Genomic DNA, 17630 nt, shown 5'->3' on the forward strand with positions numbered 1-17630 from the left:
ACTCTCATTGGTTTACCGGAAGTCGCCCAGGCAGGGGGTGGGCCGACAAGTAGTCAAACTTCTCAAAGCGGACAAACTCAAGCGGCGGCGGGAGATATTGTCGAAACGGCAACCAGTGCAGGTCAGTTCACGATTTTGGCACAGGCGTTAGAAGCCGCAGGTTTAATTGATACGCTCAAGGGAAACGGGCCATTTACCGTATTTGCCCCAACAGATGAAGCATTCAAGGCTTTACCCGAAGGCACTTTAGAAGAATTACTGCAACCGGAGAACAAAGATAAACTGATTGCGATTTTGACTTATCATGTTGTTCCGGGTCGAGTCACTTCAGGCGAACTTGAGTCTGGACAAGTCAAAACCGTTCAAGGAAGTTCTGTGATGGTGAAGGTTGATTCTGGCGTGATGGTCGATGAGGCTAACGTCATTAAAGCAGATATTCCGGCGAGTAACGGTGTGATTCATGTGATTGATACAGTTATTTTACCTAAATAGTTGAAGTCACAAGTTTTAGGTACAAAAAGGTAAAATCCCCGGACTCCTAGAGAGAGTTACGGGGTTTTATGGTCTATTCCATCAATTTAATTTTGAACATCAGGAGAATAAAATGAAAACTCAATATTATTTTCAGAAGTATAAAACAGTGAGTAGAATAGGAGCGATCGCGATCGCAATTACAATCATCAATGTACCCGGATTTACGACTCTAAATCAAGCGGTAGCCGTAGAAAAAAGCCAAGAATTGATCCTAACTCAAAGTTTTGAAGATCTCCCCGGTCAAATTAGAGAATCTATTAGTGGAGATATTATCGGCATTCTTTTGTCAGACTCTCGCTTCACCACATTAGCAACAGCATTAAAAGCAACAGGATTACTCGATCAACTCAAAGAAGGCGGGCCTTTTACGATTTTTGCACCGACAGATAAAGCATTTGCAGCTTTGCCCGATGGAGTGCTAGAAATGTTAATGAAACCAGAAAATCTTGAACAATTGACAAATTTGCTGAAGTATCATGTGATTCCGGGTGAGGTGACATCGGAGGAATTATCTTCTGGGGAAGTACAAACCGTTGAAGGAAGTTCGGTGAATGTTGATGTCGAGTCTGATGGGGTAATGGTAGGAGATGCAAATGTGATTGATGCCGATATTCCGGCGAGTAATGGAGTGGTTCATGTGATTGATAAGGTGATGGTCTTACCTGAGTGATGTCCGACTATCTAAAGATAGAGCTTTAACAGCGATTATTGATCAAAAAAGTTTGAGTATCTGTGATCTATGACTCAATAATAGACGACCCCATTACGTTATTTATAGTAGTGGGGGTTTTTTCTGACCGAATGTATTGTCTCTTTTTAGTCAAAGGATAGATTGAAAAGAGGCTAGAGTATTGTGTATTGAGTCCATAATTGAAGTCAAGGTAACGTGAGTCTATGAGTTTGAGTTTTTGCATGATTGTGAGAAATGAAGAGCAGAATTTAGCGCAATGTCTGCAAAGTGTTAAGGGTGTCGTCGATGAGATGGTGGTACTTGATACAGGTTCAACCGATAGAACGACGGAAATTGCCAAAGAATGGGGGGCGCAAGTTTATTATTTTGACTGGTGTGATGACTTTGCGGTGGCTCGTAATTTTGCTTTAAAATATGTGACGGGAGAATGGATTTTAGTGCTGGATGCGGATGAAAGGTTAGTGTCAAGTATTGTTCCTCAAATTAAGCAAGCGATCACTCAGGAAGACTGTTTAGTGATTAACTTAGTTAGACAAGAAATTGGGGCATCTCAATCTCCATATTCATTAATTTCTAGGCTATTTAGAAATCATCCTAAAATACAGTTCAATCGTCCTTATCATGCTCTGATTGATGATAGTGTGAACCAGCTTTTAAAACAGGAATGTCGCTGGAAAATCGGCTCTATAGCAGATGTGGCGATTTTGCATGAAGGATATCAACCCGATGCGATCGCCCGACGCAATAAACAACAAATTGCCAAACAAGCCATGCAATCCTATCTCGCAGAACAACCTAGTGATCCCTATGTGGCGAGTAAATTGGGAGCATTATATGTAGATATGGGAGAGATTGCGAAGGGCTTACAGTTGCTGACTAAAGGACTCAAACAACTCAGTCTATATTCAAAATATGACGAAGCAGAGGCGGATGATTCTCTGTTTTATGAACTTCATTATCATCTCGGAATTGCCCATCGCAAAAAACAAAATATAGCCGAAGCCAAACATTATTACGAAATCGCGATCAAGGCTAATATTCTTCCCCAACTGAAACTCGGTGCTTATAATAATTTGGGTACTTTATTAAAAGATACCGGACATTTGCTAGAAGCCAAAGCCGCCTATGAAATGACATTACAAATTGATCCGAATTTTGTCCAAGGATACTATAACTTAGGGATGACTCTCAGAGTAATGGGAGACTATGCCGAAGCGATCGCCGCCTATCACAAAGCCATTCAACTCGATTCAAACTATGCGGAAGCTTATCAGAATTTGGGAGTTGCCCTTTTGAGTGCGGGTAAAGTGCTGAGTGCTTTAGAAGCTTTGAAAACGGCGATCGCCCTCCATCAAAAAAGTGATCCGACAGAAGCCGAACGTCTCCGTCAAACCCTACAACAGATGGGATTCAATCTCTAACATCCTCCCAGGGCGGACTTCTAGAGAATACTCGAATTCGTTTGATTTGTCTGACTACTGAGTGATTTGGGGAAGTTGTTCCCAAACTTGAACAGAATACGGCATCATATAACAGTTTGATACTACAATGCGTCAAAAACTAGGTTATTGTTGTTTCACATCACACAGGAGTTAGAAAATATGGGAGATGCAGAACAGGTATCGGTGGGGATAGTTGGGGCTTCCGGTTATGGTGGTGTCCAGCTTGTACGCCTGCTACAAGATCATCCCAATGTAAAAATTGTTTATCTCGGAGGAGATAGCAGCGCCGGAAAGCCTTTTTATACTTTATATCCTCACTTGAGTCACTGTATTGATTTGATGGTGGAACCCATTGACTTAGATCGTATAGCGAGTCAGTGTCAAGTTGTGTTTTTATCTCTCCCCAATGGTTTAGCTTTGAAGATGGCGCCTCAACTTTTGGAAAAGGGATGCAAGGTTCTTGATCTTTCCGCAGATTATCGCTTTTTTAACCTCGATACCTATAAAAAATGGTATGGTGGCGAACGGGATGATCAAGAAATTGCTTCGACGGCGGTTTATGGTTTACCAGAACTCTATCGCGATCGCATTTCTAAAGCCCAATTAATTGGTTGTCCGGGTTGTTATGTAACGGCGAGTTTATTGGCATTATCTCCGTTATTAAAGCAAGGATTGATTGCAACAGATAGCGCGATTATTGATGCTAAATCAGGGACTTCTGGAGGCGGGCGGCAAGCGAAAACTAATCTTTTACACGCAGAAGCCGATAATGCAATTTCAGCTTATGGAGTTGCAGGACATCATCGCCATACTCCAGAAATTGAACAGATTTGTAGTGATCTTGCTGGACATGATCTGAAAGTTCAATTTACACCGCATCTAATTCCGATGGCGCGAGGAATTTTAGCAACGGTTTATGCAACGCTTCGAGATCCGGGATTAGTTCGGGAAGATTTGATCACGATCTATACCGCTTTTTATCGGAATTCTCCTTGGGTGAAAGTGTTACCGAGTGGAACTTATCCTCAAACTAAATGGGCGTGTGGAACGAATCTTTGTTATCTGGGAGTGGAAGTTGATCAACGCACAAATCGAGTGATTGTGATGTCGGTGATTGATAATTTAATTAAAGGTCAAGCTGGACAAGGTGTACAATGTCTTAACTTAATGATGGGTTGGGATGAAACCTTGGGACTGCCGAAGTTGAGTTTTTATCCTTAAATTAGTCTATCTTTATTTTTGAGAACTCGATCAACTTTCCTGTGGTGTACTTTAGGGGCGCAAAGCTTGCGTCCTTTTCTGATTTTAAAGACTTCAATGTTTGAGAGAAAAAGGGGAGATATCCAAAAAACGTTTGTCTTCTAACTTCTTGATTATCGGGTTAAGTAGAACTTTAATTGGTTGAACGTTGCCAATTTTTAATATCCCAAGTGTTTGCATCCCACGGTGACGGTTCAACTCCAGTTAAACGATTACTAACGCCTTGAGTATTTGCCCGATCAACAATCGGAATGACGGCGATATCTGCTTGTAAGAGTTCATCCATCTGTTTAAAGAGTTCTGCCCGTTTGTTGGGGTCAAGTTCCGTACTCGCCTGTTGCCAGAGTTGATCATATTTGGGGTTACAATAACGAGCATAGTTTGGTTTTTGCCAATTATTAGATTTTTGAGAAATTTCTTCACAAGTCCACCATTTCATATGGGCTTGGGGATCAGGACTATCATTGCCTGTATTAAACATTTGTAAATCAGCATAGAAATGATTTAATGTATCTGTATTGGCGGGATCTCCAGAAAAGAAGACACTCGCATCAATGCTTTTGAGTTCGACTCCAACTCCGATTGATTCTAACGCTTGTTTGACAATTTCTTGGGTTTTTTGTCGCACTGGGTTCACAGAAGTTTGAAAGACAACCTGCATTTCTACGCCATTTTTATCGCGAATACCATTTCCATTGCTATCTTTCCACCCCGCTTCATCTAACAAATTTGCCGCCTTTTCTAAGTTAAATTCAGAAGTGATTTGATCGGATTTGTAGATTTGGGGGGCGACTAAAAGTTGAGAACTCGGGCGACCTGTTGGCCCGTAAAGTTGATTAGAAATTGTCTCACGATCAACTGCTAAATTAAACGCCTGACGAACATTTTGGTCACTAAAAAAAGGATGAGGAAACTTCACACTTGAACGTTCTCCGTCTGCTGTAGCTTGGTTTGGGTCTGTAAAATTAATCATAATTCGTTCAACATACGGCCCAAAGTTTGCCACCACTTTTCCCTTTCCTGCGGCTTCTAACTGTTTTAAAATATTCGCTTCCACTTGCAAATTATACGCATAGTCAGCATCTCCCGTTTGCAGTACCGCCCTTGCTGCTGAAACTGCATCACCTCCACCTTTGAGTTCGATTCTGTTAAAATAAGGCTTTCCTTCATCCCAATAATTAGAATTGGGTTCATAAATAATAATATCTCCGGGCTTAAATTCAACCACTTGATAAGGCCCGGTTCCAATGGGTTTTTGATTTGCTGGGGCTTCTCGAATATTAGCACCATTATATTCTGCAAAAATATGTTCCGGTAAAATCATCCCATTTTGACCTGTAAACGGCACCGACCAGCCCGGATTAACATCTTTAAAAGTAATTTTTACAGTATAATCATCAATTGCTTCTATTTTTTCAATTGTTGAATAATACTCTAAACTTGCCGAAGCAACATTAGGATTGCTAATAAAATCATAGGTGAAAACTACATCTTCTGCGGTAAACAGTTCACCATCGGCCCATTTGACATTTTGTTTGAGTTTCCAAGTCACAGATTTTCCATCTTTAGCAATTCCACCATTTTCTACTGTGGGAATTTCTGCGGCTAAAAAGGGAATCAATTGATCATTTTGATCGTAACTGGCTAAGGGTTCGTAAACAATACGGGCGGCGTCAAAGTCTTTGAACCCCGTGGCGAGATGAGGGTTGAGAATGGTTGGGGCTTGCCAATACAACATTCGTAAACTGTCTGTATTACCTGTGGTTGCTTGGTTTTGGGCAGTTTGAGGAGAACAGGCGCTCAGGTTAACACAGAGAGCGACAGATAACACCGAGACGGGAAAAAACAGACGACAACTCATCACAACAGTTCAAGGTAAAAGTAATCAGGATACTCTATCTTACTTATAATCGCGATCGCTGTTCCTCGCAAGCGGATTGAAACCCACAGAAAATAAAGGAGTTTAGGAGTTTAGAGTTTTTCTCTTGACTTTAGGACAAAAAAATAGAGGCGCTAACTTGCGCCCCGAAAAGATGATCAATATTGAGATCAAAGTTGATTAGTGAGGGTATATATCTATTTAAGTTTGTCAGGGATTAGAACTAAATATCCGCTTTACTATGAAGAAGCGAAGATTGAAAATTAAGAATGAAAAGACTGAAGCTTTTCCAGGTCGAACTCAACGAAAACAGAATCGCTCTAATTGTCAGACTCAACAGTGATTCTAAGACTCTTAAAACTAAGAGAGAACAGAATAAAGCTAATCTTCCAGTAAATACTAACATGATGGCTAACCTCAACTTATAAAATAATGTTTTGTCGTAGTCTTGCAATTAAATCCAACCTGAACAGACTAGATGTAAGTTTTTTGGGTCTGAGTTACTCACAAAAATACTCATCTAATAAGTCCGTTCCCTGCTCACCCATTTGTTCTAGCTCTTGTTTGATCAGCATCATCGCCATACGAGTAGGCTTTGTGCGACCATTTTCCCAGTTATTGACGGTTTGAAATACAACCCCTAGCTTCTCTCCTAATTTCCTCTGTGACAAGCCGAGGCGTTGTCTGAGGGTACGGATGAGAATAGGTATGTCGGAAGTGCTAACTGGCATTGGAATTTTGGAAACTCTATATCCAAGATAGACAATTTTCACGGGAAAACCCACAGCAATTATGCGGAACTTTTGAGATTTTGGTAGTGCTAAATTTTCAGCGTCTCTATGTAAATTTACGGAGTGAGCAAATGAGTCTATCCAATAATGCTTTGATTAGTGTTGTAGAAATTGTTATTAATTCAAGAATTATTTTAAAGCTTGATTGGGTGATGTAATTTAAGTTAATATGATTTTGTAGTCGTGACATTGACGAAAAAATCTTCTATAATTTTAAAGCTGTTATGGATAAATCAAAATGTCGTCTGCTGAGAAGCAATTAGAAAATAGAGTTTCACCTTCTGCCAAAAATCCGTTAGTCAGACCCTTTTTAAAGTGGGCTGGGGGGAAAAGACAATTGCTTCAGGTATTGAAAGAACATCTTCCCCCCAAAAAATACAAAACCTACTATGAACCTTTTGTGGGTGGCGGTGCTTTTTTATTTAATTTACAACCCAAACAAGTAGTTATTAATGATAGCAACAGAGAACTGATTAACTGTTATCGAGTGATTAGAGATTCTGTGGAAGAACTGATTGAAGATTTGGGAAGGCATAAAAATCAAGAAGATTACTACTATGACATGAGGGGATTAGACCGGAAAAGAAGCTTTGAGAAGAAAACCCCAGTCGAACGAGCATCAAGAATTATTTATTTGAACAAAACTTGTTATAACGGACTGTTTAGAGTGAATTCCAGGGGGCAATTTAATGTTCCTTTTGGTCGATATAAAAATCCAAATATTCTTGATATATCTGTACTAAAAGCCGTCAGTAAATATCTCAATGATAATCAAGTTAAAATCCTAAATAAAGACTTTGAAACAGCAGTGAAAACCGCTAAAAAAGGAGATTTTATTTATTTTGACCCTCCCTACGACCCGGTTTCGGATACCGCTTCTTTTACAGGTTATGATATTAATGGGTTTAATCGCAATGAACAGGAACGCTTAAAAGCCACCGTTGATGAGTTGACTCAAAAAGGATGTTATGTGTTGTTGAGTAATGCTTATACGGATTTTATTGTTGATTTGTACAAAGATTATAAACCACACATTAAAGTTTCTGCAATTAGGGCAATTAATTCTAACGCCAAAAAAAGAGGTAGGGTTGATGAGATTTTAGTTAAAAACTATGAGTAATTCAAATAAAAATAATCTCACAAAAAATGATATTGCATGGGAAAAGATATTTGAACAATATAACATTCTAGAAAATATTTCTGAACGGGGTAGTTTTGAAATTGATGCAGTTACCATTAATCAATTCAGAGAAAGTCGGTTAATGGCAAAATTTGACCATCAGGTTAATTTACCTCAAATTTTTCAAAAAAATTCACTGTCTATCCTTCCCCTTTCTCGTTCTCGGTATGTTATCGGACATTTTAATACTTACTATCAAGTTCAATATCATTCTGAAATTGAACCCATTCCGGTAACATTTCCAAGTTATATTGAAAGCTTGGACTATGAAACCTTATCTTCTGAAAGTTTGGCGATAAACTGTGCTTTTCATGCGGATATGATTGGCGATATTTTAGACACAGAAATAGACGAAGTTTTCCATACCATTTCGGGTCGGATGTCTACGGGAAGTTTTAATTTTTCGATTAACAGTTTATCGAGTAACTCTCCTTATTTACTGGAGGTTAATAACTCTCAATGTGAAATAGATGCGGGGTTTGAAACTAAAGAATACTTTCTCATTGTTGAAGCCAAGATGTATGGTGTGGAGGATTTTTTAATTAGACAATTGTATTATCCTTATCGGCTTTGGTCGAGTAAAGTTCATAAAAAAGTGTTAGTGGCTTTGATGACCTTTTCAAATTCAACCAATCAATTCAGCTTCTTTCTGTACGATTTCGAGAATTTATCAGATTACAATTCTATCCGGTTAATTCAGCAGAAAAATTATATCATCGATTCGGAAAAAATAACTAAAGATGATTTATTAGAAGTGTTTAAATCTGTTACAGTTGTCTGTGAACCAGATATTACATTTCCGCAAGCGGATGATTTTAATAAAGTTGTAGATTTATTAACACTGCTTTCTGAGAATGATTTAACTAAAGATGAAATTACAACCAAATATCAATTTACAGCCAGACAAACAAACTACTATACTGATGCGGGTAGATACTTGGGTTTGGTCGATAAAATTAAAACTTCTGGTAGTAAAGAGATTACTTTCTGTCTAACGGAGGAAGGAAGAAGTCTAATGAGTAAGAAGCATAAGTCAAAGATTCTTTCACTGATTAAAACGATTTTGAAATATCCAGTTTTCTACAAAACGTTTGAGATGAGACTTCAAACCGGAGAAATCCCTAAAAGAAATCAAGTTAGCGATATGATGTCACATTTAAACCTAAATAATAACACAAAATATAGACGTTCTCAAACGGTTATAAGTTGGATGAAATGGATTTGGAGTATGTGTTCAGATTAATGTTTTATAAGATTAACATCTGACCGATTTTTTTCAATCCCCTGAGAACATCATAAAACTCATTTCCGGGGTTGGAAATTGAAAAGGATTTGGATAAGCTGTATTCGGCTTTATTTTCACGACTCAGTTTGATAAAAACCGCTTCTCGACCATTAATAATTAATCCAAAAATGGGTTTTTCTAAGTTGGGACTTGCCATCATGTAAACGAGAGTTTGGGGAAGGGCGACCATCACATCTGCTTTGGTTCTTTTGGTTTCAATGATAGCAATCCAAAATTCTCCCTGAAACACCAAAAAATCTATTTTTCCGCGAATACTATCCCCTTTAAATTCGTCATCAATTTGAACTTCTCTTTCCGCAGCAATAGAAAAGGGAGAATTGAAAAATCCGGCGAGGTCAAGCAACGGCGAAACCACCACAATTTTAACGACTTCCTCTAACATTTCCCGTTTAGCGAGATAGAGATATTGCTGTTTGACTCTATCCAAACGCTGTTTTTCTTCGGGAGTAAGTTCGGGTATTTCATCCAACCAAGTTAGAAAGAAACTATCTTCTTGCAAAAACTCAAGATTAAATCGAGTTTCCACATCATAAAGCGTTAAGTTGGAAGCGGGAATAACTGGGGCTTTGTTCATGGTCTTCTTAAAATCTAATTGGGTGCGTTAACCGAAGTTAAACACACCCTTTTTTGTTAGTTTCCCACCGTTAAGGTTTGTTGACGATTCTGTATTTCTAGATAAATCAACAACGCATTAACATCAGCAGGATTTACACCACCAATTCTAGACGCTTGACCAATAGTTAACGGTCGAACTTTTGTTAACTTTTCCCGAGATTCCATCGACAAGGTTTCAATCATCATATAGTTAATATTTTCGGGTAATTTTCGATTTGCGTGGCGGCTAATTTGGTCGATTTGATTTTGTTGGCGTTGCAGATAACCGGAATATTTCACCTCAATTTCTGCACCTTCTTTTTCTACAGAATCTATATCGGGATTTCCCAGATTATACCGTTCTAGATTAACATAATGAAATCCCGGACGTCTTAACAAATCAGCTAAGGTTATTGAACCTTTAATCTTTTGCTGTGTATCGGAAACAATCGCCATTCCTACTTCATCTCGTTCTTTAATTCGAGTAGAATGTAAGCGTTCTTTTTCGGCGATAATATTCGCTTGTTTGTGTTCAAAAAGTTGCCAACGACGGTCATCAATCAAGCCAATTTCTCGACCCAATGGTGTTAACCGTTGGTCTGCATTATCCGAACGCAATAATAAACGATATTCCGAACGACTGGTTAACATTCGATAGGGTTCACGCAAATCTTTTGTACACAAATCATCAATTAAAGTTCCGAGATAACTCCCTTCACGAGGAAAGATAATCATCTCTTGATTTCGGGAAAATCTTGCTGCATTAATTCCGGCAACAATTCCCTGGGCTGCGGCTTCTTCATAACCTGTTGTTCCATTAATTTGACCTGCACAAAATAACCCTTCAATTCTCTTGGTCATCAACGTTGGATAACATTGGGTTGCAGGTAAATAATCGTATTCAACTGCATAAGCTGGACGCAACATGGTACACTTTTCTAAACCGGGTAAACTCCGCAACATTTGTAATTGCAGTCTTTCCGGTAAACCCGTAGAAAATCCTTGAATATACAATTCGGGAATATTTCGCCCTTCCGGTTCGATAAAAATTTGGTGGCTTTCTTTATCGGCAAACCGCACAATTTTGTCTTCAATACTCGGACAATAACGCGGCCCTTTCGCTTCTACCCAACCGCCATAAACGGGAGATAAATGTAAATTTTCCCGAATAATTCGATGGGTTTCTGCGGTAGTTCGAGTTAGATAACAGCACATTTGTTCTCGTTCAACCCACACTTCCGGGTCAAAACTAAACCAGCGCACTTCTTCATCTCCCGGTTGCGGTTCTAACTGACTATAATTCACCGAACGTTTGTCAACTCGGGCGGGAGTTCCTGTTTTTAACCGTCCAGTTTCAAAACCTAACTTATTCAGCGTATCTGTTAAACCAACCGCAGCAAATTCACCCGCACGTCCGGCGGACATTGACTTATTTCCCACCCAAATAACGCCGCCTAAAAACGTTCCGGTTGTTAGAATAACCGCCTTGCATTTAAACGCAACATCAAAATAAGTTTTTACCCCAATAATTTCATCATTTTCACCCAATACAACATCCGTAACCATGCCTTCACGAATGGCGAGATTTTCTTGGTTTTCAATAATATTTTGCATCACCGCAGCATATTCTCGTTTATCCGTTTGGGCGCGTAATGCCCAGACTGCGGGGCCGCGAGAGTTATTCAACAGGCGTTTTTGCAGGTAAGTTCGGTCGGCCATTTTGCCAATTTCGCCCCCCAATGCGTCCACTTCGTGGGTGAGTTGAGACTTAGCCGGCGCCCCAACGGCGGGGTTACAGGGTTGCCAAGCTATTTTATCGAGGTTCAAGGTCAACATCAGGGTGCGACATCCCAGACGGGCTGAGGCGAGGGCGGCTTCACAACCGGAATGTCCGCCACCGACAACTACAATATCAAATTCGTCTTGAAAGTCTACAGGAGAAGTTTGAGTCATTTTGAATGTTTGAGTCTGAGAACTTATTTTTAAATTTTAGCGGTTACAATGAATATTCAGCAGAGGAGTGAAAGAAATACTGTTTTGAGCAGCTAGTTAATCTTTTTAAGAATTCGGGGAGTTGAAGGCATTTTCCCGAATAGCAATAAGCTTGGATAAAAGAAGCATTAATATCAGTTATATAGGCAATTTAAAAACCAATTTTTTCACCTCCTAAATCTAAAAATCCTGCACCAGAAAAGAATGAAAAAATACAACTGTTCATGGATTATTTTAAATAATTGTTGAATAATTCAAGTTATCATGGGGTAATTTATGTTGTCAAGATAAGTTTTAAAATAATAAGTTAATTTAACATCAAATTTCATTTAATTATCCCATAATAGGGCTTGCAAAGGATTAACTGTTGAGGTATTCTAAGCTGTAGGTTTGATAAATCAAATGAGTTAACCTAACTTAACAATAGACCCATGACTCAACAACCCTCATCCAACAATCAAAGGCCAGTTGAAAAGCTTAAACAGTTTTTAAAAAAAGTTGAGAGTAAGCAAAATTTAATTTCTGCTTTAGGAGGAATTACAACCCTAATTGGTGCGATCGCAGGTGCAATTATTTTTCTTATGAAGCCAGAAGCAGCAATTCCTTCTACTCCTCCCGCAAATTGTAGCGGTTTCCTCGTTTATATTCCGGCTGATTCTGATACGATAAAAAACCTAGAAAGTAAGATTGATTGCTATCGCGATCTCATTGCGAATAACCCGAAAGATGCAGTTGCTTATACTAACTTGGGGGAAGCAGAACGTCGTTTGTCGAACATAAAAAATCACAGAATCAACAAGCGTATGAACGAATTGGAAGTCGCAAAAAAGCATCATTTGACTGCACAAAAATTAGATTTTAAATCGAAAGAAGTTCAACAAGGATTATCTACGGTGAATCAAGATATAGAATATTTGGAGAAATTAAAAGAGGATTCAATATCGAACAAGTTTCGAGAAACTATCCAGTCTAGAACAAATAAAATAATGACATTCAACCAACAGCAGTAGAAATTTTTACCAGTTTGGGGCGACAATCTTGCGTCCCGACAAAAAATATCCCCCCAGTGTTTGGGAGGATAGAGAATAAGAGAATAAATGATTATCCAATTAGGAAGTCATCAGAGGTGATTACATTGCTATCAACGCCTAACAATGTTGCTAATTCAGTTTGAGTATCTGCGAGTTTAATCAGGGTTGAACCGTTGTCTGAGGTAATCTCTAATTGTTCAAAAGTTAAACCTCCAGTCAAGGCAATTTTATCGAAACCATCAGCAAAGTCAGTGATAAAATTATCGTCGAAACTGCTGGAAATATAAAAGCGATCGCGACCTTCTCCACCTGTTAACGTATCATTTCCTTCGGCGCCAACTAACCAATCATCACCATTCCCTCCAATGAGGCTATCATCTCCGAAACCGCCATCGAGGGTATCATCTCCATTGTCACCGAAAAGAGTATCTGAACCGTTGTTTCCATCAAGCAGGTCATTTCCCTGACCCCCATAAATCAAGTCATCGCCATCATTACCAGAAATTGTATCAACTCCTTGGTTTCCGTGGAGAGTGTCATTTCCTTCGTTTCCTTCAACAATATCATCCCCGATATCCCCAAAAACGAGATCATTACCGACACCACCTTTAGCCAAATCATTATCTTGACCACTATATAAAGAATCGTTACCTTGAGCGCCTTCTAGGGTATCATTTCCAGTATTTCCGTAGATAACATCATCGCCATTTCCACCTGTAATGGCATCGTTATCTTTGTCACCAAACAGGGTATCATTGCCATTTTCACCCTTAATTTGATCGTTATTTTCTCCTCCGTAAATCGCTTCGCTATTGGCTTGACCTTCGATGTAGTCATTGCCCTTATTTCCAAAGATTTCCAAGGATGCAGACGTTCCGTAAATATTGTCATCTCCTTCTAAACCAAACACTTTTTGATTTTCCGAAGTTGCTTCGAGGTTGTCTCCTTGAGAGGTCGCTTCTCGACTGCGTTCATTTCGGATTAAGTTGGGTTTTAGACTCGGAAAGTTAATTAATGAGATGAAGTCTGTCGGATCATAATTTAAAGATGAATCAAAGTTTTCTATCCGAGTAATGCCTGTTTCTTGATCGGTTTCGTTATTATTTTCGGGTGTATTGTTGTTATTTCCCGTATCGGAATTACCGGGGTTTGAATTGAGATTTCCCGGATTTTGCGTATCTATGCCACCCCGAATTGGATTGTTTGTATTTCCGTTATTCCCATTTTCTGAATCCGAGTTATCAGTATTTGTATTATCTCCTGAATTGGAATTGTCGGGAGTTTCAGAATCCGGGTTTTCTTCCGGATCTGGATTTTCCGCTGTTTCGGGATTTTCGGGAGTTTCCCCGTCAGTTTCACCCCCGGAATTATCGGGAACTTCGGGAGTTTGATTTTCGGGATTTTCGGGAGTTTCCCCGTCAGTTTCACCCCCGGAATTATCGGGAACTTCGGGAGTTTGATTTTCGGGATTTTCGGGAGTTTCCCCGTCAGTTTCACCCCCGGAATTATCGGGAACTTCGGGAGTTTGATTTTCGGGATTTTCGGGAGTTTCCCCGTCAGTTTCACCCCCGGAATTATCGGGAACTTCGGGAGTTTGATTTTCGGGATTTTCGGGAGTTTCCCCGTCAGTTTCACCTTCGGAATTATCGGGAACTTCGGGAGTTTGATTTTCGGGATTTTCGGGAGTTTCCCCGTCAGTTTCACCCCCGGAATTATCGGGAACTTCGGGAGTTTGATTTTCGGGATTTTCGGGAGTTTCCCCGTCAGTTTCACCCCCGGAATTATCGGGAACTTCGGGAGTTTGATTTTCGGGATTTTCGGGAGTTACTCCGTCAGTTTCACCTTCGGAATTATCGGGAACTTCGGGAGTTTGATTTTCGGGATTTTCGGGAGTTTCCCCGTCAGTTTCACCTTCGGAATTATCGGGAACTTCGGGAGTTTGATTTTCGGGATTTTCGGGAGTTTCCCCGTCAGTTTCACCTTCGGAATTATCGGGAACTTCGTTGACATTGGTTAAATTAACCGCAACATCAATCGTATCAGTTAAGGAACCATCACTCACTTCAACGGTTAGAGAATATGCAGTTGGTTCAGTGTCAAAATCTAAACTATTATTGTTAGCAAGGCTAATTTCTCCCGTATCAGAATTAATTGCAAAAATGCCGTTATCATTCCCAGTCGTAATATTGTAGGTGAGATTATCTCCATCTGGATCAGTCGCCAAAACTTGACCAATTACTAATCCATTGGCTGCATTTTCAACTAACTCAAACGAATAACCTGTATTGTTGGCTGCTGTAGTAACAGAAATTTTTCCTAAGTGAATTTCGGCTTGCGCTGATGTGGTATTATCACCCAAGAAAATAAAGTTAGGCAATTCGTAAGGATCGGGACGATCATTAAATGCAGTGTAATCTCTTAATTGACCCGATAGAATAGAATTCCCATCCACAGAAAGGGTATAAGTTTCGCCAAGAATAGTTAGATCATATTGAATTAAACGATTAGTTGTGTCAAATATGACGCTTTCTGCTTGAGTGAATAAAGTGCGATCAAAAGTATTAGGTTCATTTGGGTTCGGTTCAGCAGAAGGATCATCTTGGGTTGTCTCATCTTCCTGCGCCCAAATTTGATCATTTTCAAACCCTAATTCAATCCCATTTTTGCCGTCACTACTAATAACAGTAACGTTAAACCCAGCCCGATCACGTTTACCGTCTGCGTTTTTATCACTGTCTGTATTATCTTCGGAAATGACTTGCGCGACAAAACTAAGAGTATAACCTGTATCGAGATCAAGAGTCGGAAAAGCAGCGTTTACCAAGTCATCTGACATTAGATTATAGTTACTATAACCGGCAAATAAATCTAACTCAGCCGTGCTATCTAATGTAGTAAAACTTCCATTGGCTGTAGGTGTAACGCTACCCGGAACAAGATTACCAAAAGCTAACCATGAACCGTTTATTGTAGCGGTGGAATCATCAGGAGTAACCTCAAAGTTGTCGTAGAGATTTAACCTATTAACAAACGTCGGGGGTTTATTTTCTGGGACTGGATTTTCGATAACTGGTTCTGTAAAAACACCGTAGATGTTATCATTATTACTCTCACTATTTGTATCATTGCTTGCCGTGTTGTCGCTAAACGTTACATTCGATAACAATAATGTGGGCAAATTAGGTAAATTAGTCGTATCGTTAGGAACAAAAATAGCCCCACCTAAACCTTGACCTGTTTCTGAACCCCCTCGACCTTCACCGCCTTGGGCGCTATTGTTGCTAAAAGTGCTGTTTTGAATCGTTAGAGTTCCTTCGCGGATAAATAACGCACCCCCGAAACCTGCCCCTCCGCCTCCAGCAGACTCGCCTCCATTTCCAGCGCCAAAACCGCCTTGACCCGGAGTAATACTACCGCGTCCTCCGCCACCGCCAAAACCTCCATTTCCGCCGTTAGCGTTGTAGCCGAAGCCTCCGCCACCGCCAAAACCTCCATCTCCGCCGTTAGCGTTGTTGCCCTCGCCACCGCCCCCGCCAAAACCCCCATCTCCGCCGTTAGCGTTGTTGCCGAAGCCACCGCCCTCACCAAAACCGCCATTTTCGCCTAAACCACTGCCATTTTCATCAGGGCCATCTGTAAATAAACCGCCTCCAACACGGTTGAAGCCTTTACCAGAAAGACCACCGCCAGCATAACCCCCGGAGTTGGCATCTCCCCCAATTGCGTAGTTTTTCTCAAAGGTAACGTTGTCAAGGGTGATGTCGCCGGAGTTAATGAATAACCCACCCCCAAGTCCGGCACCTCCACCCCCAGACAGGCTGCTTCCGCCTTTGGCGACTCCACCTGTGAACGTGAGATCTTCAAAACTGACTACTCCAGAGTTGATGAATAATAAAGGACGGTCTTCGCCGTTGAGGTCTATCACTCCGTCGTTATCGTTGTCACCGCTAATCGTTTTATTATTGCCAATAAAGTTGATATTGCTATTAATTAACGGCTGAATTCGTTTGAGGCTAGGGTCTAAGTTTAATCGGACATTAGTATTGAAACTAATGGTATCATCTCCGGCTGTTTGATTGGCTTGTTGTATTGCCCAGCTTAAGGTTCCGGGTAGATTTCCTGTTCCGTCATCAGTGGGTTGAGAAACGTCAAAAGTGGCAAGCACAAACGGATAGGATTCTTGTATTTTTTGACTGAATAAAATGGGTGTTTTAACGGGTTCTGTTTGATAATCTAAGTCCCATGAACCCCCAAGTTTAGCATTTCCGGTTAAGTGAGTAGAAGCTGCAATATTTGTTCTAGTGAGTTGACTTAACTGATGAACAAGTTCTTGACCTTTCGGAGTTTTAGCAACGTTACATCCGTACAGGAGAATGTCGGCATCAGCCGTTAAAACTTTATGCCATTGTTTGAGTAGGGGTGCATAGGTTTCGAGGGTTTTTGGAGTGAGATTAATCTGACCTAATCGTAGGTTATGATCTTCTCCGTGAAAGACAAAATGTATGGCGTTGACTTGAGAATATTTAGTTAAGATTTGTGTAACTTCTGCAAGAAAATTGGTTGTCTGTGAAATAATAAAGCTATGTAGATTCGGATGAGACTCAGGAGTTAAATGTTGAGTTAAATATTCAGGTTGTTGGACAGCAGAGTCGATAAAGAGTAGTTCCATGGTCATGGCATCTGTTGACAATAGTCATGTTTAGTGAGATAGAGTAGACGCTGTGAATTTGTTCAAACACCAGTTTAAACAAAACCTATGAACCTCACATTTATTGTTAGTGAGACTATTTAAAAATGAGAAATACACCCTTCAAAAAAATGAATGAACTGAAGTCAGTTTGATGAGGAAAATAATTTGTGATCGGTAAATATAGATATTGTTTTGTGAATGTTTCCTGAGCGCAAAATAAGTCTAGCTGCTTCACCAAAC

12 protein-coding genes are annotated in these 17630 nt (G+C 40.0%); 7 read left to right on the forward strand and 5 right to left on the reverse strand.

Annotated features, from left to right (window positions below):
- The 4 genes from L8106_RS17185 to argC all read left to right on the forward strand — a co-directional run.
- A partial coding sequence (locus L8106_RS17185; protein ID WP_009785660.1) for a fasciclin domain-containing protein occupies positions 1–492 on the forward strand: 492 nt, incomplete at its 5' end.
- A gap of 112 nt (positions 493–604) precedes the next feature.
- Entirely contained in the window at positions 605–1204 is a 600-nt protein-coding gene (locus tag L8106_RS17190) for a fasciclin domain-containing protein (protein ID WP_009785661.1), read from the forward strand.
- A gap of 224 nt (positions 1205–1428) precedes the next feature.
- Positions 1429–2646 (forward strand): glycosyltransferase family 2 protein, encoded by a 1218-nt coding sequence (locus L8106_RS17195; RefSeq protein ID WP_039896585.1) that lies wholly within the window; start codon positions 1429–1431, stop codon positions 2644–2646.
- A gap of 180 nt (positions 2647–2826) precedes the next feature.
- A complete protein-coding gene (gene argC / locus L8106_RS17200) occupies positions 2827–3888 on the forward strand; it encodes an N-acetyl-gamma-glutamyl-phosphate reductase (protein WP_009785663.1) in 1062 nt (353 codons plus the stop codon).
- 172 nt (positions 3889–4060) lie between these two features.
- Here the strand turns inward: argC and L8106_RS17205 are convergent, their stop codons facing one another.
- Both L8106_RS17205 and L8106_RS17210 read right to left on the reverse strand, forming a co-directional pair.
- Positions 4061–5788 (reverse strand): peptide ABC transporter substrate-binding protein, encoded by a 1728-nt coding sequence (locus L8106_RS17205; RefSeq protein WP_009785664.1) that lies wholly within the window; start codon positions 5786–5788, stop codon positions 4061–4063.
- Positions 5789–6306: 518 nt separating this feature from the next.
- Positions 6307–6537: a DNA-binding transcriptional regulator gene (locus L8106_RS17210; protein ID WP_009785666.1), complete on the reverse strand. Its 231-nt coding sequence runs from the start codon at positions 6535–6537 to the stop codon at positions 6307–6309.
- Between the two features lie 298 nt (positions 6538–6835).
- Between L8106_RS17210 and L8106_RS17220 the strand changes: the two genes are divergently transcribed.
- Positions 6836–7717: a DNA adenine methylase gene (locus L8106_RS17220; protein WP_009785668.1), complete on the forward strand. Its 882-nt coding sequence runs from the start codon at positions 6836–6838 to the stop codon at positions 7715–7717.
- A complete protein-coding gene (locus L8106_RS17225) occupies positions 7710–9020 on the forward strand; it encodes a type II restriction enzyme (RefSeq protein ID WP_009785669.1) in 1311 nt (436 codons plus the stop codon). The genes L8106_RS17220 and L8106_RS17225 overlap by 8 nt, the downstream gene beginning before the upstream one ends.
- A gap of 4 nt (positions 9021–9024) precedes the next feature.
- Here the strand turns inward: L8106_RS17225 and L8106_RS17230 are convergent, their stop codons facing one another.
- Both L8106_RS17230 and mnmG read right to left on the reverse strand, forming a co-directional pair.
- Positions 9025–9657: a type I restriction endonuclease gene (locus tag L8106_RS17230; protein ID WP_009785670.1), complete on the reverse strand. Its 633-nt coding sequence runs from the start codon at positions 9655–9657 to the stop codon at positions 9025–9027.
- Positions 9658–9713: 56 nt separating this feature from the next.
- The gene (mnmG, locus tag L8106_RS17235; RefSeq protein WP_009785671.1) at positions 9714–11630 is read right to left on the reverse strand and encodes a tRNA uridine-5-carboxymethylaminomethyl(34) synthesis enzyme MnmG; all 1917 of its coding nucleotides are present in this window, start codon (positions 11628–11630) and stop codon (positions 9714–9716) included.
- Between the two features lie 470 nt (positions 11631–12100).
- On the opposite strand from mnmG, the gene L8106_RS17240 reads away from it, so the two are divergent.
- Entirely contained in the window at positions 12101–12679 is a 579-nt protein-coding gene (locus tag L8106_RS17240) for a hypothetical protein (protein WP_009785672.1), read from the forward strand.
- Between the two features lie 91 nt (positions 12680–12770).
- Here the strand turns inward: L8106_RS17240 and L8106_RS34260 are convergent, their stop codons facing one another.
- Entirely contained in the window at positions 12771–17369 is a 4599-nt protein-coding gene (locus tag L8106_RS34260; protein ID WP_009785673.1) for a DUF4347 domain-containing protein, read from the reverse strand.
- Positions 17370–17630: the final 261 nt, after the last annotated feature.

This window comes from Lyngbya sp. PCC 8106, from assembly GCF_000169095.1.
Classification (GTDB): Bacteria; Cyanobacteriota; Cyanobacteriia; order Cyanobacteriales; family Microcoleaceae; genus Capilliphycus.

Excerpts from the sequence above, each read along its gene's own strand:
- L8106_RS17190 (WP_009785661.1), top strand. The coding sequence starts at position 605 with ATGAAAACTCAATATTATTTTCAGAAGTATAAAACAGTGAGTAGAATA.
- L8106_RS17195 (WP_039896585.1), top strand. The coding sequence starts at position 1,429 with ATGAGTTTGAGTTTTTGCATGATTGTGAGAAATGAAGAGCAGAATTTA.
- argC (WP_009785663.1), top strand. The coding sequence starts at position 2,827 with ATGGGAGATGCAGAACAGGTATCGGTGGGGATAGTTGGGGCTTCCGGT.
- L8106_RS17205 (WP_009785664.1), bottom strand. The coding sequence starts at position 5,788 with ATGAGTTGTCGTCTGTTTTTTCCCGTCTCGGTGTTATCTGTCGCTCTC.
- L8106_RS17210 (WP_009785666.1), bottom strand. The coding sequence starts at position 6,537 with ATGCCAGTTAGCACTTCCGACATACCTATTCTCATCCGTACCCTCAGA.
- L8106_RS17220 (WP_009785668.1), top strand. The coding sequence starts at position 6,836 with ATGTCGTCTGCTGAGAAGCAATTAGAAAATAGAGTTTCACCTTCTGCC.
- L8106_RS17225 (WP_009785669.1), top strand. The coding sequence starts at position 7,710 with ATGAGTAATTCAAATAAAAATAATCTCACAAAAAATGATATTGCATGG.
- L8106_RS17230 (WP_009785670.1), bottom strand. The coding sequence starts at position 9,657 with ATGAACAAAGCCCCAGTTATTCCCGCTTCCAACTTAACGCTTTATGAT.
- mnmG (WP_009785671.1), bottom strand. The coding sequence starts at position 11,630 with ATGACTCAAACTTCTCCTGTAGACTTTCAAGACGAATTTGATATTGTA.
- L8106_RS17240 (WP_009785672.1), top strand. The coding sequence starts at position 12,101 with ATGACTCAACAACCCTCATCCAACAATCAAAGGCCAGTTGAAAAGCTT.
- L8106_RS34260 (WP_009785673.1), bottom strand. The coding sequence starts at position 17,369 with ATGGAACTACTCTTTATCGACTCTGCTGTCCAACAACCTGAATATTTA.